Origin of the sequence: Nocardia sp. NPDC050378, assembly GCF_040655675.1 — a bacterium.
In the GTDB taxonomy this organism is placed as follows: domain Bacteria; phylum Actinomycetota; class Actinomycetes; order Mycobacteriales; family Mycobacteriaceae; genus Nocardia; species Nocardia coubleae.
This window is the reverse complement of sequence record NZ_JBFAKI010000010.1, coordinates 150,146-171,415: the sequence shown is the minus strand read 5'-3', so window position 1 is coordinate 171,415 and position 21,270 is coordinate 150,146. Positions and strand designations below refer to the sequence as shown.

General features: G+C 68.3%; 23 protein-coding genes. 10 read left to right on the top strand and 13 right to left on the bottom strand.

Translation table 11 applies throughout. From position 1 onward, the window contains the following. On the bottom strand, window positions 1–420 hold the full coding sequence (locus AB0I35_RS22250; protein WP_357398064.1) for a hypothetical protein: 420 nt from the start codon (window positions 418–420) through the stop codon (window positions 1–3). Between the two features lie 199 nt (window positions 421–619). On the opposite strand from AB0I35_RS22250, the gene msrA reads away from it, so the two are divergent. Next, complete coding sequence (gene msrA / locus AB0I35_RS22245; protein WP_067496036.1) at window positions 620–1,132, top strand: peptide-methionine (S)-S-oxide reductase MsrA; 513 nt, start codon at window positions 620–622, stop codon at window positions 1,130–1,132. A 118-nt stretch (window positions 1,133–1,250) separates the two neighbouring features. After that, window positions 1,251–2,360 carry a hypothetical protein gene (locus AB0I35_RS22240; protein WP_357398062.1) on the top strand — a complete coding sequence of 370 codons (1,110 nt, stop codon included), beginning with the start codon at window positions 1,251–1,253 and terminating at the stop codon, window positions 2,358–2,360. A 51-nt stretch (window positions 2,361–2,411) separates the two neighbouring features. Here AB0I35_RS22240 and AB0I35_RS22235 read toward each other — a convergent pair whose 3' ends face one another. After that, window positions 2,412–2,663, bottom strand: coding sequence for a hypothetical protein (locus AB0I35_RS22235; protein WP_067643043.1), 252 nt, complete (start codon window positions 2,661–2,663; stop codon window positions 2,412–2,414). 119 nt (window positions 2,664–2,782) lie between these two features. On the opposite strand from AB0I35_RS22235, the gene AB0I35_RS22230 reads away from it, so the two are divergent. Next, a complete protein-coding gene (locus tag AB0I35_RS22230; RefSeq protein ID WP_357398061.1) occupies window positions 2,783–3,814 on the top strand; it encodes a hypothetical protein in 1,032 nt (343 codons plus the stop codon). On the opposite strand, the gene AB0I35_RS22225 is transcribed toward AB0I35_RS22230, so the two are convergent. From AB0I35_RS22225 to AB0I35_RS22215, 3 genes are all read right to left on the bottom strand, one after another. After that, the gene (locus AB0I35_RS22225; protein ID WP_357398060.1) at window positions 3,804–4,448 is read right to left on the bottom strand and encodes a hypothetical protein; all 645 of its coding nucleotides are present in this window, start codon (window positions 4,446–4,448) and stop codon (window positions 3,804–3,806) included. The genes AB0I35_RS22230 and AB0I35_RS22225 overlap by 11 nt on opposite strands. An 89-nt stretch (window positions 4,449–4,537) precedes the next feature. Further along, window positions 4,538–6,088 carry a phosphatase PAP2 family protein gene (locus tag AB0I35_RS22220; RefSeq protein ID WP_357398059.1) on the bottom strand — a complete coding sequence of 517 codons (1,551 nt, stop codon included), beginning with the start codon at window positions 6,086–6,088 and terminating at the stop codon, window positions 4,538–4,540. Between the two features lie 94 nt (window positions 6,089–6,182). Beyond that, window positions 6,183–6,356, bottom strand: coding sequence for a hypothetical protein (locus AB0I35_RS22215; protein ID WP_357398058.1), 174 nt, complete (start codon window positions 6,354–6,356; stop codon window positions 6,183–6,185). A gap of 101 nt (window positions 6,357–6,457) precedes the next feature. Between AB0I35_RS22215 and gcvT the strand changes: the two genes are divergently transcribed. Next, on the top strand, window positions 6,458–7,558 hold the full coding sequence (gcvT, locus tag AB0I35_RS22210; RefSeq protein ID WP_357398057.1) for a glycine cleavage system aminomethyltransferase GcvT: 1,101 nt from the start codon (window positions 6,458–6,460) through the stop codon (window positions 7,556–7,558). A gap of 26 nt (window positions 7,559–7,584) precedes the next feature. Then, window positions 7,585–8,682: a branched-chain amino acid aminotransferase gene (locus AB0I35_RS22205; RefSeq protein ID WP_357398056.1), complete on the top strand. Its 1,098-nt coding sequence runs from the start codon at window positions 7,585–7,587 to the stop codon at window positions 8,680–8,682. A gap of 50 nt (window positions 8,683–8,732) precedes the next feature. On the opposite strand, the gene AB0I35_RS22200 is transcribed toward AB0I35_RS22205, so the two are convergent. The 6 genes from AB0I35_RS22200 to AB0I35_RS22175 all read right to left on the bottom strand — a co-directional run bounded on the left by AB0I35_RS22200 (window position 8,733) and on the right by AB0I35_RS22175 (window position 14,526). After that, window positions 8,733–9,446, bottom strand: coding sequence for an MBL fold metallo-hydrolase (locus AB0I35_RS22200; RefSeq protein ID WP_067643314.1), 714 nt, complete (start codon window positions 9,444–9,446; stop codon window positions 8,733–8,735). A gap of 135 nt (window positions 9,447–9,581) precedes the next feature. Beyond that, entirely contained in the window at window positions 9,582–10,331 is a 750-nt protein-coding gene (locus AB0I35_RS22195) for an adenosylcobinamide-GDP ribazoletransferase (RefSeq protein WP_357398055.1), read from the bottom strand. A 403-nt stretch (window positions 10,332–10,734) separates the two neighbouring features. Next, a complete protein-coding gene (gene cobT, locus AB0I35_RS22190; protein WP_357398054.1) occupies window positions 10,735–11,802 on the bottom strand; it encodes a nicotinate-nucleotide--dimethylbenzimidazole phosphoribosyltransferase in 1,068 nt (355 codons plus the stop codon). A 73-nt stretch (window positions 11,803–11,875) separates the two neighbouring features. Then, a complete protein-coding gene (locus AB0I35_RS22185) occupies window positions 11,876–12,406 on the bottom strand; it encodes a bifunctional adenosylcobinamide kinase/adenosylcobinamide-phosphate guanylyltransferase (RefSeq protein WP_357398053.1) in 531 nt (176 codons plus the stop codon). 57 nt (window positions 12,407–12,463) lie between these two features. Beyond that, the gene (locus AB0I35_RS22180; RefSeq protein ID WP_357398132.1) at window positions 12,464–13,369 is read right to left on the bottom strand and encodes an alpha/beta hydrolase family protein; all 906 of its coding nucleotides are present in this window, start codon (window positions 13,367–13,369) and stop codon (window positions 12,464–12,466) included. A gap of 194 nt (window positions 13,370–13,563) precedes the next feature. After that, entirely contained in the window at window positions 13,564–14,526 is a 963-nt protein-coding gene (locus AB0I35_RS22175) for a helix-turn-helix domain-containing protein (RefSeq protein ID WP_357398052.1), read from the bottom strand. 85 nt (window positions 14,527–14,611) lie between these two features. Here AB0I35_RS22175 and AB0I35_RS22170 point away from each other — a divergent pair, with 85 nt between their 5' ends. Then, window positions 14,612–14,779, top strand: coding sequence for a hypothetical protein (locus tag AB0I35_RS22170; RefSeq protein ID WP_357398051.1), 168 nt, complete (start codon window positions 14,612–14,614; stop codon window positions 14,777–14,779). Window positions 14,780–14,836: 57 nt separating this feature from the next. Here AB0I35_RS22170 and AB0I35_RS22165 read toward each other — a convergent pair whose 3' ends face one another. Next, window positions 14,837–15,439, bottom strand: a complete 603-nt coding sequence (locus AB0I35_RS22165; protein WP_357398131.1) for a DUF3043 domain-containing protein — start codon at window positions 15,437–15,439, stop codon at window positions 14,837–14,839. A gap of 314 nt (window positions 15,440–15,753) precedes the next feature. On the opposite strand from AB0I35_RS22165, the gene erpA reads away from it, so the two are divergent. Beyond that, window positions 15,754–16,110: an iron-sulfur cluster insertion protein ErpA gene (gene erpA, locus AB0I35_RS22160; RefSeq protein WP_067496006.1), complete on the top strand. Its 357-nt coding sequence runs from the start codon at window positions 15,754–15,756 to the stop codon at window positions 16,108–16,110. A 175-nt stretch (window positions 16,111–16,285) separates the two neighbouring features. Next, window positions 16,286–17,254: a carbohydrate kinase family protein gene (locus tag AB0I35_RS22155; protein ID WP_357398049.1), complete on the top strand. Its 969-nt coding sequence runs from the start codon at window positions 16,286–16,288 to the stop codon at window positions 17,252–17,254. Between the two features lie 52 nt (window positions 17,255–17,306). On the opposite strand, the gene asnB is transcribed toward AB0I35_RS22155, so the two are convergent. Beyond that, window positions 17,307–19,277 carry an asparagine synthase (glutamine-hydrolyzing) gene (asnB, locus tag AB0I35_RS22150; RefSeq protein ID WP_357398047.1) on the bottom strand — a complete coding sequence of 657 codons (1,971 nt, stop codon included), beginning with the start codon at window positions 19,275–19,277 and terminating at the stop codon, window positions 17,307–17,309. A 552-nt stretch (window positions 19,278–19,829) separates the two neighbouring features. On the opposite strand from asnB, the gene AB0I35_RS22145 reads away from it, so the two are divergent. Further along, window positions 19,830–20,828 (top strand): cytochrome c oxidase subunit II, encoded by a 999-nt coding sequence (locus tag AB0I35_RS22145; protein ID WP_225282223.1) that lies wholly within the window; start codon window positions 19,830–19,832, stop codon window positions 20,826–20,828. A 10-nt stretch (window positions 20,829–20,838) separates the two neighbouring features. Further along, window positions 20,839–21,255 (top strand): cytochrome c oxidase subunit 4, encoded by a 417-nt coding sequence (locus AB0I35_RS22140; protein ID WP_067495990.1) that lies wholly within the window; start codon window positions 20,839–20,841, stop codon window positions 21,253–21,255. Window positions 21,256–21,270: the final 15 nt, after the last annotated feature.

Sequence of the window (21,270 nt, the reverse complement as noted above, 5' to 3'; positions counted from 1 at the left end):
TCAGCCTGCGACGAAGCGGACCGTCTTGGTGCTCGGGGTGTCGAGAGCGACCTCGGTGGAGGTGATCGGCGCTACGTCGGAGTCGCGGGTGTAGGCGGTGAGCTGATAGCGGCCGGGCTGTAGGCCGCGGAAACTGGCCTGGCCGGAATTGCCGGTGAACAGGTGGCGGTGGATCGAATCGCCACAGGCGTCGACGCCGATCAACACCACCTTGCCGCCCGCGATCGGTGCGCGCGTGTCCGCGGCGACCAGCACGGCGTCGATCTGGCCGACCGCCGCGCGGGTGTAGCGGTCGTCGTACAGCGTTTCACCGCCGCCCTGCTCGCAGCTGGTCGTGGTCTGGCCGACGGTGTCGTCGGGACCGCCCGGATGGGCGAGGGCACCGCCCGCCGTGCCCGTGAGAAGAGCTGTCGCGATCACTGCGATCGCCGAACACTGTGAAACCCCGAACCGTGGCATTGCGCCGTATTCCTCCTCGAATGTGGGTAACACTGGGGTTGGTGTTGCGTGAACTCTCGGGGCGAGACTGTACTGAGCGGAATTCCGGGGATGAATCCGGCGTTCTACTCCCACGGTTGTGCGCTGTACGTGCGACCACGAGCTCTATCGAGGAGGATCTGTGAGCGAGACCCGCAAGGCGATTCTGGCCGGTGGCTGCTTCTGGGGTATGCAGGACCTGATCCGCCGTCAACCGGGGGTTCTGTCGACTCGCGTCGGTTACACCGGCGGCGAGAACGAGCACCCGACCTACCGCAACCATCCCGGTCACGCGGAGGCCGTCGAGATCGTCTACGACCCCGAGCGGACCGATTACCGCGCGCTGCTCGAATTCCTCTTCCAGATCCACGACCCGACCACCAAGGACCGGCAGGGCAACGACATCGGCTCGAGCTACCGATCGGCGATCTTCTATCTCGACGACGAGCAGCGGCGCATCGCGCTGGACACCATCGCCGACGTGGACGCCTCCGGGCTGTGGCCGGGCAAGGTGGTCACCGAGGTCACCCCGGCGGGGGAATTCTGGGAGGCCGAGCCCGAGCACCAGGACTATCTGGAGCGTTATCCCGACGGCTACACCTGCCATTTTCCGCGTCCGGGATGGAAATTGCCCAAACGTGAGAATGTGAGCTGATAAGCGACGCCGACATATGCCATGATCGGCCATGTCGGCGTGAGCGCGATGACGCCGGATCGGTATGACTCATGACGGCGGCCGCGGTCGCCGCAGACGATGAGGAGATGCGGTTCGGATGACGTATGGACAGCAGCAACCCGGATATCCTCCGGCGAGACCTGATCTCAGCGTAGGCGCCGCTCTCGGGTACGCCTGGGAGAAATACAAGAACAACGTCGTCGTCTGGATCGGTATCGTCCTGATCTTCGCCGTGATCCAGGTGGCGCTCAACTTCATCTTCGGGCTCGGCAATTCCACCGACACCGATTACAGCGGCAACTTCAGCATCGGATTCGGTGTCTGGCAGTTCATCGGCAGTGTGGTGAGCACCGTCGTCGGGTATCTGATCTCCGCGGCGATGGTGCGCGGCGCACTGGACGAAACCGACGGGCGCAAACCTGGATTCGGTGAATTCTTCAAGTTCACCAATGTCGGCGCGGTCATCGTGGCTTCGCTGCTCGTCGGTATCGCCACCGGTATCGGCTTCGTGCTGTGCATCCTGCCCGGCATCGTGATCGCCTTCTTCACCTGGTTCACGCTCTACTTCGTACTCGACCGGAATCAGGACGCGATCACCGCGATCAAATCGAGTTTTTCGGCGATCTCCGCCAATGCGGGGCCGCTGCTGTTGCTGGCGCTCGCGCTGTTCGGCATCAATATCGTCGGCGCGTTGCTGTGTGGTCTCGGTCTGTTGGTGTCGATTCCGCTGTCGGTGCTGGCAACGGCCTACGCCTACCGGGTGATCACCGGTGGGACGGTGGTCGGTCAGAGCGTCGCCGATCCGGGTTACCCGCCGTACGGCGGTCCCGCCGGTGGATTCGGTGAGCAGCCGGGGTACGGCGCTCCGGGTGCGGGTGGCTACGGTGAGCCCGGTTTCGGTGGACAGCAGCCCGGCGGGCCCGGTTACGGTGAGCCCGGTTTCGGTGGACAGCAGCCCGGCGGGCCCGGTTACGGTCAGCCCGGTTTCGGTGGTCAGCAGCCGGGTGGGCCCGGATACGGTGGTCAGCAACCTGGTGGGCCCGGTTATGGTCAGCCCGGTTTCGGTGGGCAACAGCCCGGTTACGGCGGGCCGGGTTCCGGTGACCAGGGTTACGGCGGGACGGGTGGCGGCCACGGCGGCCCGGGTTCGGGGCCCGATCTCGGTAAGCCCGACGACGAGGGCTGGGGCAGGCCCGAGAACCGCTGATCTACGCCGAGGGGCGTGCGACGATCCGTCATCGCACGCCCCTCGTGCTGTCTACTCGCAGCCGTATCCGTCGCCGTCGCGATCGAGGCCGTAGTCGTCGGGGCCGATGACCTTCACCTTGCCGGTGTAGACGGGTCCGTTGCCGCTGCCACCCTCGCAGTCGACGTCGCTGACGATGGGTAGGCAGGGGGAGTACGAGCCGTGGCAGTCCGAGGACTGCTGGGCGCTGGCCACGGCCGGGGTCGCGATCGCGAAGGCGAAAGCCGCGACAGCGGCGGACCCGAGGGTGACGGCGAATTTCATGTGGTGCTCCGTTCAGTTGTACAGCGGCGCACAGTGTTTCACGCGTGGGCGATTTGCCGGAAATTTCCCTGTCGGTACCTGCCGGTAGTATCGGGACGTCGTAGATCGGGGGAGGGACAATGCGGGGGAAGTGGCGGGCGTGGTCGTGGTGGATGCGTGGCGGCGTCGTCGTGCTCGCGCTGGTGGCAGTGGTATCGGTGCCGGTCGCGGGCATACTCACCGCGCTGCTGGTGCACAACGTCGGCGAGCAATCCGAGCAGGCGCGCAGCCGGGGTAAGGACGCGTTCTGGCTCGGCCACGCCTGGGTCGACGGGCGCCGCACCGACGCCGATATCGACGGGCTCGCGAAGTTGCTGGCGGGCACCGGCATCCGTGATCTGTACGTCCACACGGGTCCGCTGGAGCACGACGGGTCGTTGCGCGACGACCTGGCACCCAGGGCGCGCTGGTTCGTCGACGCGGTGCACACGAAGTTGCCCGGTATCCGGGTGCAGTCGTGGCTCGGCGATATCGTGCAGCCCGAATTCGACGGTCTCGACGTGGAATCGGCGTCGTCGCGGGAACGGGTGGTCGCCTCGGCGCGGCGAGTGCTCGGCTACGGGTTCGACGGCGTGCACTACGACCTGGAACCCATCCGATCGGGGTCGCCGGGGTACCTGGCCCTGCTCGAGCAGACCCGCGTGATGACCGCGGCGGCCGGGGTGGTCTTGTCGGTGTCGGCGCCGGTGATCGATCCGCTTCCAGGGTTGCACGCGGTGGGGATCGCGGTGGCCGATCACGGGAAGTGGTGGAGCCAGGCCTATTTCGCGGAGGTGGCGCGGCGGGTCGATCAGGTGGCGGTGATGTCCTACGACACCGCGATGCCGACGCGCGCGCTCTACAGCGGCTACGTCGCGCAGCAGACGGAACTGGCGCTGGAGGTGACGCCCGCGCAGGTCGATCTGCTGATGGGCGCGCCGGCGTTCTGGGCCGACGATCCCGGCCATCACGGGGCGGCGGAGACCGTGGCGGCGGCTGTGCGTGGGATCCGATCAGGACAGACGCGCACCGATGTGGGTCGCGCGAACTTCGGAGTGGCGTTGTATGTGGATTTCGCTGCTACGCCCCAGGATTGGGCCGACTACCGGCAGGAGTGGTGCGTCACTGGGTAGCCGAAGGGGCTGGTAGTTCGACCAGCCAGCGGTGGCCGGGGTGGACCCGGGTCAGCCAGTTGTGCAGCCGGGTCGAACGTTCCGGGGTGAGCAGGGGCAGGACGTGGTGGAAATCGGCGGAATCCTTGGGGCGGTCGGCTTTCGCCTTGAACAGCAGGACCGCTTCGGGGATCAGATAGGGGATACCGGTGGGGGTGGTGCGGATCAGGTCGCGGTAGGGGAGCGTGATGGTGGGGTCGCGTCGGCAGATCCAGGTGTCGCCGTCGTGCGGTTCGCGGAACACGTCCAGGTGGTAGGCGCCGGTGAACGGATCACGCAACCAGGTCTGGTGCAGGTCGGCGTTCTCGGCGGCGGCCGCGAACGACCACAGCGTGCCGTCACCGACGACATCCCACTCGTACTCGGGAAACGCCGCCGCGATCGTCGGGAAAGCCGCTCGGGGAACTGCGATTTCGATGTCGGCGTGAGCCCGGGAGATGGTCCCGGCGAACAGGTCGAGCGCCCACCCGCCTGCCACCGCCCACGGCGCCGTGCAGTCGGCGAGACGGGCGGCGACCACGCTCGGAGTCCAGGGGTCCCAGCGGCGGTCCGCTTCGAACGCGGTGATCGGACGTCCACCGTCCGGAAAGCTCATGATCCATCATGTGCACAGCCCGGCGCGGCAGCGCAAGGTTGTTGTGGGCGATGGTGATCGAGGTGAGACGGGTTCGTGAGAAACCCGGCTCAGCGGCGCCGATCGGTGATCCAGGCCAGCGGGCGACGGTGATGCGGGCGGGCCCGGTTCTCCCAGCGCGGGTTCTCCTCGTCGCGGCGGTACACCGTCACCCGGCCCGCCACCGAGAACCGCAGGGTGCTCGCCGTGCCGACCACCTCACCGTCGGCGGCCACCGCGATCGGCGACTTCGAGGTGATGGTGAGTTCGTGGGTCTGGCGTTCGCCGTACACCCGGCTGTGCCCGATCGCGGCCAGCATCAACGCGATCACCGCGCGGGTCCGGGAGAACCGCACGTCGGCACGGAGCCAGCGCACATCGAGCAGACCCTCGTCGAGGCGGGACCGGAACGCGGGCACCGCGCCGTGCGGGTGATAGGGGCCGTTGCCGATGAACAGGAACCACATGTCGTGCCAGCGGTCGTCGATGCGGATGTGGATCGGTTCGGCCCGGCGCAGGGTGACGACGAGGGCCGCGGCGAACGCGGGCCACTTGCCCCAGCGGTCCTCCCACTTCTCCCGCAACCGGACCAGTTCGGGGTAGGCGCCGACGCTGGCGGTGTTGATGAGGTGATGGGTGTGCGGTCCCTCGGGGGTGTCGAATTCGACCCCGGCGATGTCGACTTCGACGGCCTCGCCCGCACCGGTGGCGTCGGCCACCTCGCGCAGGTCGTAGACACCGAGGTCGCGCGCGAAGTGGTTGAGGGTGCCCGCGGGGACGACGACCAGCGGCAGGTCGTTGCGGATCGCGACGGCGGCGGCCGCGGCGATGGTGCCGTCGCCACCGGCGGCGCCGACCGCGAGCACCGACGGGTCGATCGCCTCCTGCAGTACCTCGGCGGCGTCGCGACCGGGCACGGTGTGCAGCAGTTTCGCGGCGGGCAGGGCCTCGGCGATATCGGGGGTCGGATCGTAGGTGGAGTCACCGGAGCGCGGATTGATCAGCAGCGCAAGGCCTTTGCCGTCGGCCAGGATCGGCGCGTCCTGCACGGCGTGTGCCTCGGCCTCGTCGGATTCGCGGATCGGCCACCAGCGACGGGTGGTGAGCGCGACGGCGGTGCCGACGCTCGCGCCGACCAGCACATCGGAGGGCCAGTGCGCGCCGGTGTGGATGCGCGAGTAGGCGACGGCGGCGGCGACGGGAGCCACGGCGAGCGCGGTGCGCGGGCTCTCCAGCGCGACGGCCGTGGCGAACGCGGCGGCATTGGCGCTGTGCCCGGACGGGAACGACGACGACACCGGCGCGTCGACGAGCCTGCGCCCGTGTGGCATCAGCTCGGCCGGTGGCCTGCGCCGGGGGATCAGCGTCTTGAGGACCAGATTCACCGCGATGCTCGTGCCCGCCAGGGCGATCACACCGCGCAGCGCGGCCCGGCGCGGCGGACCGGGTTTGGCCGCCAGCACCGCCGCCGTCGCCAACCACAGCCCGCCCGTGTTCGCCGAGCGGGTCAGGCGCAGCATGCCGCGATCGATGGCGGTTTCGGGAATGCGGGACACAGCCCGGCTCATGGTCTCGTCCATCCGGGCGACATGACCGAACCGGGCGCGGGGCAGATCACTCACACCGAGAACACTACCGCCGTTGCCCGTCTTCATCTTTCGCTCGCGACCGTCGCGACCCGTGCACCCCTCGAAGCCGGGTCACGACGGTTCCCGGTCAGGGGATCGGGATCGGGCTGCAGTCGGCGGTCGGGCTCTCTCCGGACAGCGACTGCAGGATGCAGCCCACATTGATCTGGCTGCTGCCGGTCTCGGCGTGCGCGACCGGCTGGGTCAGCAGCACCGACGCGCCGGCGAGCATCAGGACGGAGACGGGTCTACGGAGATTCATGGCGTGATCCTCGCACGCTCCGGCGTGCCGAGATGCCTGGTGAGAGCCCCCAAATGCAGGGGCACGCCGCGATGTCGGGACCGCCGGATAAGCTCGCTGGCATGACCGACAACGTCCTGCTCGAAGGCCCCATCCATGCCGTTCATGTCGAACTGGGGGCAACCTTCGCCCCGTTCGGCGGCTGGGAGATGCCGGTGCAGTACGCGGGCACCGTCGGCGAGCACACCGCGGTGCGGACGACCGTCGGCCTGTTCGACGTGAGCCACCTGGGCAAGGCGACGGTGGCGGGACCCGGCGCCGCGCGATTCGTGAACTCGGCGCTGACCAACGACCTCGGCCGCATCCGTCCCGGCAAGGCTCAGTACACACTGTGTTGCGCGCAGGACGGCGGCGTGATCGACGACCTGATCGCCTACTACGTCGGCGACGACGAGGTATTCCTCGTTCCGAACGCGGCGAACACGGCCGCGGTCGTCGCCGAGCTGCGCAAGACCGCACCCGAGGGCGTCACCGTGACCGACGAACACCGTGAGTACGCGGTGTTCGCGGTGCAGGGACCCAAGTCCACCGAGGTGCTCGCCGCGCTCGGCCTGCCCACCGACATGGAGTACATGGCCTACGCCGACGCCGAATGGGACGGTCGGCCCGTGCGCGTGTGCCGCACCGGCTACACCGGTGAACACGGCTACGAGCTGCTGCCGACATGGGACGACGCCGAGCCGGTGTTCCGCGCGCTGGTCGAACAGGTCCGCGCCGCGGGCGGTCAGCCCGCCGGACTCGGCGCCCGCGACACCCTGCGTACCGAGATGGGCTACCCCCTGCACGGCCACGAACTCTCCCTCGACATCACCCCCAACCAGGCCCGCACCGGGTGGGCCGTCGGCTGGCAGAAGCCGCAGTTCTGGGGCAAGGACGCGCTGACCAAGGAGAAGGCCGACGGACCGCGGCGCACCCTGCTCGGCCTCAAAGCGCTCGACCGAGGTGTGCTGCGCCAGGGCCAGACCGTCCTGCGCGACGGCGAACCGGTCGGCGAGACCACCTCGGGCACGTTCTCGCCCTCGCTGAAGGTCGGCATCGCGCTCGCCCTGCTCGACACCGACGCGAAGCTCGCGCCCGGCGACGAGGTGGAGGTCGACGTGCGCGGGCGCAGGTTGCGCTGCGAGGTGGTCAAGCCGCCGTTCGTCGACACCAAGACCAAGTAACAGTTACCGCCCGATAGGATCGCATCATGACAGTCGCTGCACAGTTCACCCGTATTCCGCACCCCGCGCCCATTTCGGCGCAGCAGCGGGAACAGGTACTGGCGGCGCCCGGTTTCGGGCGGTACTTCACCGATCACATGGTGTCGATCGACTACACCGACGGTCGGTGGGGCAACGCGCGGGTCGAGCCGTACGGTCCGTTGTCGATGGATCCGGCCACCATGGTCTTCCATTACGGACAGGCGATCTTCGAGGGCCTCAAGGCCTACCGTCAGCCCGACGGCAGCATCGCCACCTTCCGCATCGACGCCAACGCGGCGCGGTTCCGCCGTTCGGCGGCCCGCATGGCGATGGCGGAGCTGCCAGAGGAGCTGTTCATCGAGTCGGTGCGCCAGCTGCTCGAGGTGGACGCCGACTGGGTGCCCGCCGCCGGTGGTGAGGACTCGCTGTATCTGCGTCCGTTCATGTTCTCGACCGAGGCCGGTCTCGGGGTGAAGCCGGCCGCCGCCTACAAGTACCTGCTGCTCGCCTCGCCCGCGGGCGCGTACTTCCCGCGCGGCGTGAAGCCGGTGCGGGTGTGGTTGTCCACCGAATACGTGCGCGCCGCACCCGGCGGCACCGGTGAGGCGAAGGTGGCGGGCAACTACGCCGCCTCCCTGCTCGCCCAGGCCCAGGCCACCGAGAAGGGTTGCGACCAGGTGGTGTGGCTGGACGCCTGCGAGCGTCGCTACGTCGAGGAGATGGGCACCAACAACCTGTTCTTCGTGTTCGGCACCGGGTCGCAGGCGCGGCTGGTGACCCCGGAACTGTCGGGCTCGCTGCTGCCCGGCATCACCCGTGACTCGCTGCTCGCCCTGGCCGCCGACTCCGGTTACCCGGTGGAGGAGCGCAAGGTCTCGGTGGAGGAATGGCGCAAGGGCGCAGAATCCGGTGAGATCAGTGAGGTTTTCGCGTGCGGAACCGCCGCCGTGATCACCCCCGTCGGTTGGGTGCGTTCCCACGACGGCGAATTCGCGATCGGTGGCGGCGAGCCGGGCGAGGTGACGATGGCGCTGCGCGACACGCTCACCGGTATCCAGCGTGGCACGTTCGCCGACACCCACGGGTGGATGCGCAAGCTGTAATCGGCGAAAAAAGAGCGGGCCCCCGAGTGTGGGCCCGCTCTTCGCGCTTCTCAGCCCGGCATCAGGGCTTGCCACTGCTGCAGGGACTGGGGACGCAGCACGTAGTTGTTGTCGCGCACCGAGGACAGTTCGGCGCTGGGCGCCTCGGAGTACCAGTGGCCCGGGTAGACGACGGGATTGCCGTTCAGCCCGGCCAGGTGACGCAGGCTGCGGAACATCTCGTCGGAGTCACCGCCGGGGAAGTCGGTGCGGCCGCAGCCGTCGACGAACAGGGTGTCGCCGGAGATGAGGCGGCCGTCGAACAGGAAGCACTGGCTGCCGGGGGTGTGGCCGGGAGTGTGGAGCAGTTCGATGTCGAAGGCGCCGACCGAGACGGTGTCGCCGTTGTCGTGGCCCGTCAGTTCACTCGGGGCGATGCCGGTGGTCTTGGCGACCCAGTCCAGTTCGTGCTTGTTCACGTGCACGGGCACGCTGGTCTTCTCGAGTAATTCGCGCACACCGCCGAGGGTGAAGCCGAGCATGGTTCCGCCGACATGGTCGGGATGGTGGTGGGTGGCCAGCACGCCGCTCACGCGCATGCCGTCGGCAGCGGCCACCTCGACGAGGTCGGCGGCCTGGTAGGCGGGGTCGACGAGAAGGGTCTCGCCGGTCTCCCGATCGCCGATGAGATACGCGAAATTGCGCATCTGTGTCGCGATCGGATCGCCGACGGCGTAATCCCGGCCCGACAGCAGCTGACGGAAGTAGAGGCGCTCGGAAGACATGTCTTCCACTGTATTGCCACCGGTGTGCTGGCGATGCACCCGAGTACCGATGACCGGGCGGTCTGTGGGAGCGCACAACCGCCGAGCACCCCATTTGTGAACAGTGCTGGTTTCACATAGTCGCGCGGCGGGGAGTCAGAATGTCAGCGAGAAGCCAAGGGCGGCAAGAGAAGTCGTGATTTCCACCGTCGTGCCGAGAATGTCACCGGACATGCCGCCGAAGCGGCGCACGCAGTGGCGGGTGATCAGGACCGATCCGGCCAGGGCGGTGAGGACCACGACGGGGCCGAGCCAGAAGTTGCCGGGAACGACGAATGCCGAGCAGCAGAGGGCGAGGACAGACCAGACGGCCACTGCGGCGACCGGCTGGGTGCCTGCGACCAGGGTGCCGAAACCCGACCCCGGAGCGGCCGCAACGCCATGTCGGCAGGCGACGACCACCGCGACCCGGCCGAGCGCCACCGCGAGCACGATCGCCGCCCACCGCCGCTCGTCGACGAGCGCGGCGAAGGCGAATGCCTGAACCCCGATCGCGAAGATCAACGCCGCCACCCCGAACGGTCCCGCCGCACCGGACTTCATGATCTCGCGTGCCCGCTCGGGCGGCCCATAGCTGCCGAGCCCGTCGGCGGTATCGGCGAGCCCGTCGAGGTGCATACCGCGCGTGCACAGGGCGAGAAACCCCACGGCGAGCAGGCCGGCGAGCGCGCTGGTGAGCCCGGCCCGCTCGAACACCCACAGCGCGCCGGCCACCCCACCGCCCAGCAGCAGTCCGACCGACGGCGCGAGCGTGATCGCCCGCCCCGCGACGGCACTGTCGACCTGCGCCGGGCCGCGAACGGGTGCGACAGTGAGCCAGGAGATCGCCAATCGCACGGCGTTCACAACGGCCCCACCTTGCCGCTCGATCGGCCTGCGGCCGGTGCCCGAGTGGTGTCGGGGCACACCGTCCTGGTGGAGCGAAAGGTGCCCGTCACGGCAGCGGCGGCATCGGACGCCGGGCGGTGCTCACATGCGCCTGCGCCGCACGGGTGTCGGCGACCGCGTGGTGGAGTAAGGCCCGGTCGGTGGGGTGGACGTCGGGCCCGGTCGTGTGGGTATCGGCAACCACGCGGTGGGCGGCGCGTCGGTCCGGTGCTCCGTGTTGCGCGGTGAGTAGCCGACGGGCGCGGAACCGGTTCGAAAGGTCTTCCCCACCAGCACGATTCGGCCAGGGCTATGGCGTGCCTGTGGCGGGGCCGACGCGGGCTTTCCTCGGACACGCTGGGGTGAACTGTGTTTCGCGGTGTCACTTGACGAGGTCGACAGGTGCTTCGTCGGGTGTGCTCACGCCCGCGTCGGCGAAAGTGGACATCTCCGAGAGGGTGGCGACGGCGGCGCGGAGGAGGGGGAGGGCGGTGAGGGCGCCGGAACCTTCGCCGAGGCGCATGTTCAGGTCCAGAAGTGGTTGCAGGCGGAGGTGTTTCAGGGCCAGGTCGTGGGCGGGCTCGGTGGAGCGGTGGGCCGGGAGCCACCACGCTTTGGCGCCCGCGGCGAGGTCCTCGGCGACCAAGGCGGCCGCGGTGACGACGACACCGTCGAGCAGGACGGGGGTGCGGCGGGTGGCGGCCTGGGCGAGGAACCCGACCATGGCGGCGAAATCGGCACCCGCCGCCACGCGCAGCAGTTCGACGGGGTCGGCGGCGACGGGGCGCGCGCGGCGCATGCCGTCGCGGATGGCGGCGACCTTGCGGATCCAGCCCGCGTCGTCGACACCGGTTCCGCGTCCGACGGCGGCGACCGGTTCGGTGTTGGTGAGGGTGGCGACGAGGACGGTGGCGGGGGTGGTGTTGCCGATGCCCATGTCCCCGGCGACCAGCAGATCCGCGCCCGCGTCGACCTCCTCGTCGGCGATCGCCCGCCCGGCGGCGAGCGCGGCGGCCACCTCGTCGTCGGTGAGCGCGTCCTCGCGGTCGATGGAGCCGGAGCCGCGGCGCACCTTGTGCTGGGAGACCGTCGGATCGGTGTCGCCGTCGACGGAGATGTCGGCGACGCGCACGGTCGCACCCGCGACGGCGGCCAGCGCGTTCACCGCCGCCCCACCGGCCAGGAAATTCGCGACCATCTGCGCGGTGACCTCGCTCGGATACGCCGAGACGCCGTGCTCGGCGACACCGTGATCACCGGCGAACACCACCACACGGGCACGTTCGAACTGCTTCGGCGGACACACACCCTGGCAGGCGGCGATCCAGTTGCCGAGTTCCTCGAGTCGTCCCAGCGATCCGGCCGGTTTCGTCAGCTGCGTCTGGCGCTGCTCGGCCGCGGCACGCACCTGCGCGTCGGGGGCCGCGACCGGGCCGAATCCGTGTGTCACTGGCAAGCCTTTCGACAAAGTGGTTCTTCGCTGCTCATCTTGCCCGGACCACGGTGTGCCGGGCGACCCCGGCTCATTTCAACCGGACCGGCAGCCCGGCCACGATCAGGAACGCCTCGTCGCACACCTGGGCCAGCCGTTGGTTCAGGGTGCCGATCTCGTCCCGGAACAGCCGACCCGACCGCGTCGCCGGAATGACACCCATTCCCACCTCGGGCGACACGATCACCAGCCGCTGCCGGTAGGCCGCGACGGCCGCCACGAGTTCGTCGCAGTCGGGGGTGACGGTGCCGCGCGGTGCATCCCAGGCGGCGCGGGCGTCGAGGCGGGCGGTGAGCCAGGTGCCGATGTCGTCGAGCAGGGTCGCGGGTGCGCCGGTGGTGAGAACCGTTGCCGGTTCGACGTTCTCGACGGTCGACCAGTGCGCCGGGCGCCGATCGCGATGGGCGGCGACGCGCTCGGCGAAGTCGTGGTCGGCGGGATCGAGGACGGCGGTGGCCAGATAGCGCACCTCGGTCGCCTCGGCCAGCAGTCCCTCGGCGAACGCGGACTTGCCCGAGCGGGCGCCACCCAGAACGAGGGTGCGTGAAGCAGTGGCCGACATGGCAGCACGGTAGCAATCGGCGCCATCGCGAGGCTCGGCGGTTGGGCCGCCGGGATCTCAGGCTTCGCCGAGTGCCTGCAGGATCATCGGCCGGGCGTTGGCCAGCGACTGCTGCCAGTACGGCCAGGTGTGGGTGCCCGCGGTGATGTCGACGCGGGCGGGGATGCCGAGGGCGGTGGTTCGTTCCCGGAAGATGCTGGCCGCGATCACGGCCAGCGACTCGATGCCCATCGCATTGACGGTGTTGCCCACCGCGGAACCGGCGTCGAGTGGGCCGGGCACGCCGTTGCCCGAGGTGATGTAGAGCGGCAGGCCGCGTAGCAGTTCGGCCTGGACGGTCGCGTCGTTGCGCCGCCAGGCGGGATCGCCGACCGGGCCCCACATGTCGTCGAGATTGAAGCGGCCCTCGTCGAGCATGGCGGCGCGCATCGTCAGATCCCAGCCGGGGAAGGTCGGGTTGAGGAAACCGGAGAACGCGCCCGCGAACCGGAACTGGTCGCGGTGGTGCGCGGCCAGCGTCAGCGCGGCGTTGCCACCCATGGAGGCGCCGACCACCGCGTTGTTCGTGCGTGAAACACCGTATTCGGCAAGGAAGTTTGGTAGTTCGCGGGTGAGGAACGTTTCCCACCGGTAGGTGGTGGCCTGTCCGTTGGTGCTGCTCGGGCGGTACCAGTCGGTGTAGAAGCTCGAATGCCCCCCGACGGGGAACACCAGAGTGACGTTGTCACCGGCGAATCGGTCGAGCACATCGGTATCGGTCGTCCACTGACTGTGGTCGGCGGGTGCCCGCAAACCGTCGAGCAGATACAGCGCGGCCGAACCGCCCCGCGCCGCCCACCGCACCTGCACCTTGATCGGCCCCATGCTCGACGGAACGAACAGTTCCTCGAAACCGCCTGCGGGCGTACGCGACACCCCAGGCACGGCCGCAGCCGTTGCCGAACCGACCGTCGACACCACCACGGCCGCCGTCACGGCCGCCAGAGCCGTCCTCAACCGCGCGAAACTTCCCCACCCGCTACGTAACACCGTTCCAGGTGACCAGGTTCCCTATCGCAGGTCAAGTCGCTGAGGCTTGTCGATGAACCCACGTGTTCGCAAATTGTGAGGCCTCACAGGCGAATCCGGAGCGAACAGCCCGGTAGTGATCCGGTCGATCAGTTCCCGGAGCCGAAGCGCCTGCGGTACTCGGTGGGGGCCAGGCCGACCTGGCGCTGGAAATGGTGGCGCAGCAGCGCGCCGGATCCGAAACCGCACTGGTCGGCGACGCGTTCCAGCGGCAGTTCGGTGGCTTCGAGCAGGTGTTTGGCGAACAGCACGCGCTGTGTGGTGAGCCATTTGACCGGGGTGGTTCCGGTTTCGGCGGCGAAGCGGCGGGCGAAGGTCCGGGTGGACATGCTGGCGCGGGCGGCGAGTTCGTCGACGGTGTGTGGGTGCGCCAGGTTCTCGCTGAGCCAGGCGAGCAGGTCCGACAGGCCCACCGCGTGGCATTCGGGGATGGGCTGCTCGATGAACTGGCGCTGACCACCGTCGCGCTGGGGCGGTACCACCATGCGGCGGGCGATACCGTTGGCGGCGGCCGTGCCGATCTCCCGGCGGACCAGGTGCAGGCAGGCATCGATGCCTGCCGCGGTGCCCGCGCTCGTGATGAGGTTGCCTTCGTCGACGAACAGCACGTCGGGGTCGACGGTGGCCTCGGGGTACTTCGCGGCGAGGGTGTCGACATAGCGCCAATGGGTTGTGCATTTGCGCCCGTCCAGCAGGCCTGCCTCACCTGCGAGGAACGCCCCGGAGCAGACGGTGAGGATGGTGGCGCCCGCATCGGAGGCCGCGCGGACCGCCTCGACGACGCCGGGCTGGTAGGCGTGCTCGGCGGTGAAGGGGAATGCGGGAATCGCGACGAGATCGGCGTGCAGGAGCTCGTCGAGCCCGTATTCGGGCGTCACGGTGACGCCGGGAGTCGTCGAGCGCAGCGGCTTACCCGGCTCCGCCCCACAGACCCGGAACTCGAAACCGGGCAACCCGTCGGCCGTGCGATCGAGCCCGAAAACCTCACAGACGACACCGAACTCGAACATCGCGAGCTTCTCGTTGAGGACGACCGCAACCCGGGACAACATCACCCCATCCTACTGGCCGAATTTTTACGCACAATGACAGAACAGCCACTTTCGGCTGAAAACCAACGCACGCAAAATTACTGCCATGCTTACTTTTCTGATCGCCCTCGCCGCCATCACCGCACTCGCCGTCTTCGCCGGACGTGGCACCGCGGGCGCCACCGGGGTCATCGACCGGGACGCTCAGCGCATCGATGCCGAGCTCCGCGCGATCGCCGGCTACTCGACCGAGATCCGTCCGGGTCACTTCTGAAACGCCGAATGCCGTCCCATCCGGGTGGATGGAACGGCATTCGCGCAGGTGGGGAAGTTATACCGCGTCGCCCGGGCCGACCCGGGGCTTCGGGGCACGCATCTTGCGGATCTGGGACGCGCGAACGAAGGCGTACCAGCCCAGCTTGAAACCGGTGTCGGTGGTCTCGGGGAACCGCGCGATCACCCGGTTGTTCACGATCTTGCCGAGTACGAAACCCTCGATGATCATGAACAGCATCATCACCAGCATGGCCAGGGTGACGATGCTCTGCAGCTGCGGCGCCACGAACATCGACAGGATGAGCACCAGCGCCATCGGCATGAACAAGCCCACCAGGTTCCGGCGCGCGTCGACCAGATCGCGCACATACGCGCGGACCGGGCCCTGATCACGCGGCAGCAGGTACTTGTCCTCGCCCGCCAGCATCCTGGCGCGCCGCTCCTGCACGGCCGCGCGACGGTCCGCGGCCGCCGCCTTGCGGTCGGCGCGGTTGCCCTTGGCCGCCTTGCGGCGGGCCCGCGCCTCCTTGGCCGTCATCGGGGCGGGCGCCACCGGGCCGCGTCGTTTGCCTTCGGCGTCACGCCTTTTCGGGGTCGGGCGACCCTTACCTGGCGTGGTCGATGCGGGTGCGGCGGCGGTCTTCTCGACGTCGGGCACCGAGGGGTCGACGGACTCGTCGATGGTGCTGGACTCGTCGCGACGGAACAATTTCACGTTCACCAGGCTATTCGATGGGGCCGAGCAGGGGGAAACTCGGTCTCCCCGGCGGTGCCGGTGGTCTCACCGTGGAACCGATGCGAGCTGGATCACACCCGGTAGGCGAGTAGTGTGGGCACGAGCACCCGGGGCGGGTCCACACGCGCCGGCATGGGTGGCAAAATGGAATAACGCAGCCGGTGCGATGTGTTGATTTCAGTCGTGCGCTGTGCACCTGAGGTCCGTTGACGGGCTGAGCCGAACTAGGAGTGTCCATGACTGTGCAGAACGAGACCGCCACCGAAACCCACGGTGCGACGCTGACCGACGCTGCCGCCGCCAAGGCGAAGGCGCTGCTCGACCAGGAAGGTCGCGACGACCTCGCCCTGCGGATCGCCGTGCAGCCGGGTGGCTGTGCCGGCCTGCGGTACCAGCTGTTCTTCGACGACCGTGTCCTCGACGGTGACATCGTCGTCGAGTTCTCCGGCGTGAAGCTGGCGGTCGACCGCATGAGCGCCCCCTACATCCAGGGTGCCTCGATCGACTTCGTCGACACCATCGAGAAGCAGGGCTTCACCATCGACAACCCGAACGCGACGGGCTCCTGCGCCTGCGGCGATTCGTTCAACTGAGGTCGGCTGCCGCGGGTTTGCGGGCTCCGTGAACCCGCGCTCACATGCGCCGCGACGACGTGGCGAGGTGACCAAGAGGTGAACTACCGGCGGTCACGCTTGCTACGGTTGAGGTCCGGGATCTGGTGATCCCGGGCTTCTTTGTTTCCGTCTAGCGCCGAAGGGGCTTCGCCTCGTGTCTGTAGCCGTGTCCGCGTCCATCGCCACCGACCACCTCATGCGTTTCCCCGGCAAATTCGCCGATGCGCTGCTCGCCGATCAGCTCGACCATGTGTCGCTGAGTTTCCTCGTCGACGATCTGCAGATCCGCCGCGGCGGTGTCGCGGGCAATATCGCCTACGCGATGGGCCTGCTGAAGCAGCGTCCGCTGCTCGTCGGCGCGGTCGGCGCCGACTTCGCCGAGTACCGGAAGTGGTTGGAGGACAACGGGGTCGACTGCTCGGCCGTGCACGTGTCGGCCAAGTCCCACACCGCGCGTTTCGTGTGCACCACCGACGAGACGATGGCCCAGATCGCGTCGTTCTACCCCGGCGCCATGAGCGAGGCGCGCGAGATCGACATCGCCGCGATCGCCGCCGATCACGCGGTGGATCTGGTGCTGGTCGGCGCGAACGACCCCGAGGCGATGATCGCCCACACCCGCCAGGCCAAGGCGCAGGGCATTCCGTACGCGGCCGACCCCTCGCAGCAGCTGGCCCGCCTCGACGGCGAGCAGGCCGCCGAACTCGTCGACGGCGCCGCCTACCTGTTCACCAACAAGTACGAGTGGGCGCTGCTGCAGTCCAAGACCGGCCTGAGCGAAGCCGAGATCACCGCGAAGGTCGGCATCCGGGTCACCACCCTCGGCGCCGAGGGTGTGCTCGTGGTCGACACCGACGGCACCGAGGTCCGGGTCGGCGTGGTTCCCGAGCTGAGCAAGGTCGACCCGACCGGCGTCGGCGACGGCTTCCGAGCGGGCTTCCTCACCGCCCACCGCGCGGGCCTGAGCCTGGAACGCGCCGCCCAGCTCGGCTCGCTCATCGCCGTCCTCGTCCTGGAAACCACCGGCACCCAGGAATGGACCCTCGACACCCAGGACGCCCTCGAGCGCCTAGCCAAGGCCTACGGCCCCGAAGCCGCCGACGACCTGGCCGTCCTCCTCTAGCTGATCTTGAAAAGGCGAACGCCCCCGAGATTTCCCGGGGGCGTTCGTGTTGTCAGAGGGAGACCGGGTAGGTCGGTTCCTGGATTTCGGGTTTGATGCGGTCTTCGACGAAGATGCCGTGCCAGACCATGAAGACCAGCAGGGTCCACAGGCGGCGGCTGTGGTCGGAGACGCCTGCCTTGTGGTCACGCAGCATCTGCAGGACGGCCGGCTTGTTCAGCAGGTGGTCGGTCTGGGACTCGGCGATCTGGGATTCGGCCCAGTCGTAGAGTTCGGTGCCGCGCAGCCAGTGGCGCAGGGGGACCGGGAAGCCGAGCTTGGCGCGGTTGAGGACGTGGTCGGGGACGATGCCGTCCAGGGCCTGACGCAGCGCGTACTTCGAGGTTTCCTTGGTGATCTTCTGGTCGTAGGGCAGACCCTGGGCGACCCGCATCACCTCGTTGTCCAGGAACGGCACGCGCAGTTCCAGGGAGTTGGCCATGGTCATCTTGTCGGCCTTGACCAGGATGTCGCCGCGCAACCAGGTGAACAGGTCGAGGTGCTGCATGCGCGCGACCGGGTCCCAGCCCCTGGACTGGGCGTAGATCGGGGCGGTGACGTCCTGGTGGGTCCACTCCGGGCGGAATTCACGCAGCACCGAACGCAGCTGGGCGTCGTTGAAACTGCGGGCATTGCCGTAGTAGCGGTCCTCGAGGGTGAGCGAGCCGCGCTGCAGCAGGGACTTGCCGCGCTTGCCGTCGGGGATACGGTCGCCCAGCTTGCCGACAAGCTTGCGCACTCCGGCGGGCAGGTACTCGAAAGGCTTGAGCGACAACGGTTCCCGGTAGATGGTGTAGCCGCCGAACAGCTCGTCGGCGCCTTCACCGGACAGCACGACCTTGACGTGCTTACGGGCTTCCTTGGCCACGAAGTACAGCGGAACGAGCGCCGGATCGGCGACCGGGTCGTCGAGATACCACACGATCTCGGGGATGGCGGCGGCGAACTCGGCGGGGGAGACCACCTTCACGATGTGACGGGCGCCGATCAGCTCGGCGCTCTCGGCGGCCACGTCGACCTCGGAGTAGCCCTCGCGCTCGAAACCGGTGGTGAAGGTGATGAGCTTCGGGTTGTGTCGCATGGCCAGCGCGGCGATGGCGGTGGAGTCGATACCGCCCGACAGGAACGAACCGACGGTGACATCGGCACGCATGTGCTTGGCGACGGAGTCCTCGAGGGCGGCGGCGATCTCCGCGTAGCGGGCCTGCTCGGCACCCTGCGCGAACGGGCGGACCCGGAAGTCGGGGCGGAAGTAGCGGGTGGCCTCGGGCTCCTGACCCACCCGCACGGTGGCGTAGGTGCCGGACTCGAGGCGGCGGATGTGCTTGTGCAGCGACTCGGGCTCCGGCACGTACTGCAGCACGGTGTAGTGCTCGAGGGCGCGCGGGTCGAGCTCGTCGGACACCCCGAGCGGGCTCAGCAGTTCGAGCACGCTCTTCTTCTCACTGGCGAACGCGGTGCCGCCGGGACCTGTGGCGTAGAACAACGGCTTGATGCCGAACGGGTCGCGCGCGAGGAACAGCTCCTGCTTCTCGGTGTCCCAGATGGCGAACGCGAACATGCCGCGCAGCTTGCGCACGGCCTCGGGGCCCCAGAAGTGGAAGGCGGCGACGATCGACTCGCCGTCGCCGTCGGTGGCGAAGATCTTGCCCTCGGGGAACTCCGCGCCATGTTCGGCGGCCAGCTGCTCGCGCAGTTCGAGGTAGTTGTAGATCTCGCCGTTGAAGGTCATCGCGTAGCGCTGCGGGTTGTCCGCGGGGCCCCAGCGCAGCGGCTGGTGCGAGTGCTCGATATCGATGATCGAGAGGCGGTTGAAGCCGAAGATCATGTGGTCGTCGAGCGGCCCCCGCTCGGAGGCGACACCGTGCCAGGTGCCTTTTTCATCCGGGCCGCGGTGGCGCTGGCAGTGCAGGGCGTCGTAGACCTGATCGACCACCTCGGTCGTCGCCGCATCAGCTGTCAGGAATCCGAGCAGTCCGCACACGTGTCGGCAACCTTCTCTCGTTCGATGTGCGCGTGAGCGACGGTGGTGCGACCACCTGGCAGGCTCGGCGCGTGGACGTCCGGCGCGACGGGATCGACCGGGGTTGCACTGAACTCTACCGACTCCGCCCGCCCGGTACCCAGGCGAGCGGGCATGTGCGCCGCGAAACCCGGTGCGGCGGTTCGCGCGTCCGCCCGAATCACCGGGTGGCGCGGACAGAACCCCAGGTCGTGCGGTCGCGTCCGATCAAGGCGGAGTGTCGAATCCGACCCCGCGACAAGACAGCACCCGCTTTGGTCTACGCTGCGTAGTACTCAGGTCCTTCTCAGGTGAACCGGCGTCGCAGCCGCGATACTCGGGACGGACCGAAACGTGCTGGAAAACGTGTCGGACGGGCGGATCGCGGCCCCGAAGACGCAAAGTGTCGGAATGTGTAGCGACCAGGAAGGCGTGAGCGTGGCGCACAAGGCGAGCGAAGAGATCGGGGCTCGACCCGTTCGGGGTCGGCAGGGCCGTATCCTTCGGCGGGCCGGGCTGGCGGTGTCCTTGGGGATGACTGCTCTCCTGGTCTCGGGCTGCTCGATCGACAATGTTTGGCTGCGGTTCGGCTGGCCCTCGGGCATCACGCCGCAGGCGACCCGGATGCGGGAGCTGTGGACCTGGTCGGTCCTGGCCGCGCTCGCCATGGGCGTGCTGGTCTGGGGTCTGACCTTCTGGACCGTCATCATGCACCGCAAGCGCAAGGACTCCCCGGAGTTCCCGCGCCAGACGGGCTACAACGTGTCGCTGGAGCTGACGTACACCGCGATCCCGTTCGTGATCATCGCGGTGCTGTTCTACTTCACCGTCGTCGTGCAGAACTACGTGCACGAGAAGACCGACAACCCGGACGTCACCGTCGACGTGACCGCCTTCCAGTGGAACTGGAAGTTCGGCTACCGCGACGTGGCCAACGTGGGCGGCCTCACCTGGAACGGCATCGACACCGAGCGGGAGCTGGCCAACGAGGAGCAGCTGCGCGGCTACGAGGAGCGCGAGGGCGACCACGGCAAGAAGCAGCCGGGCCCCCTGCACGGTAAGCCGGCCAACGACATCCTCTCGTACCTGCACTACGACAAGGTCGAGACCGTCGGTTCCAGCACCGAGATCCCGATCCTGGTGCTGCCCACCGGCAAGCGCATCGAGTTCCAGCTCGCCGCCGCCGACGTGATCCACGCCTTCTGGGTGCCGGAGTTCATGTTCAAGCGCGACGTGATGCCGAACCCGAAGGAAAACCAGTCCGACAACGTCTTCCAGATCTCCGAGATCGAGAAGGAAGGCGCGTTCGTCGGCCGCTGCGCCGAGATGTGCGGCACCTACCACTCGATGATGAACTTCGAGGTCCGCGCGGTCTCGCCGGAGAAGTTCGCCCAGTACCTGCAGGCGCGCATCGACGGCAAGACCAACGGTCAGGCCCTCGAGGCGATCGGCGAGTCCCCGGTGGCCACCTCCACGTACCCCTTCAACACCAAGCGCGATATCAAGAGCGCTTCGGTGAACGAGAGCAAGTGAGGATTCTGATATGAGGATCGAAGCACGGATCTTCGAACTGCTCACGGCGTTCTTCATCCTGGTGGGCATCGTCTACGGCTTCTTCACCGCGCAGTCGCGCACCGGCATCGAGTGGGCCGGTACCACCGCGATCGTGCTGACCGCGGGCCTGTCGCTGATCATCGGCACCTACTTCCGGTTCGTCGCCCGCCGCATCGACCTGCGGCCCGAGGACTTCGAGGACGCCGAGATCGTCGACGGCGCGGGCGACCTGGGCTTCTTCTCGCCCGGCAGCTTCTGGCCCATCACCCTGGCCGCCGCCGGTTCGGTGACGGCGCTGGGCCTGGCGTTCTTCCAGTTCTGGTTGATCGGTCTCGGTGTGGTGATGGTTCTCGCCGCTGCCGCGGGCCTGGTCTTCGAGTACTACCTGGGCGTCGAGAAGCACTGACGCGCTACGCACAAT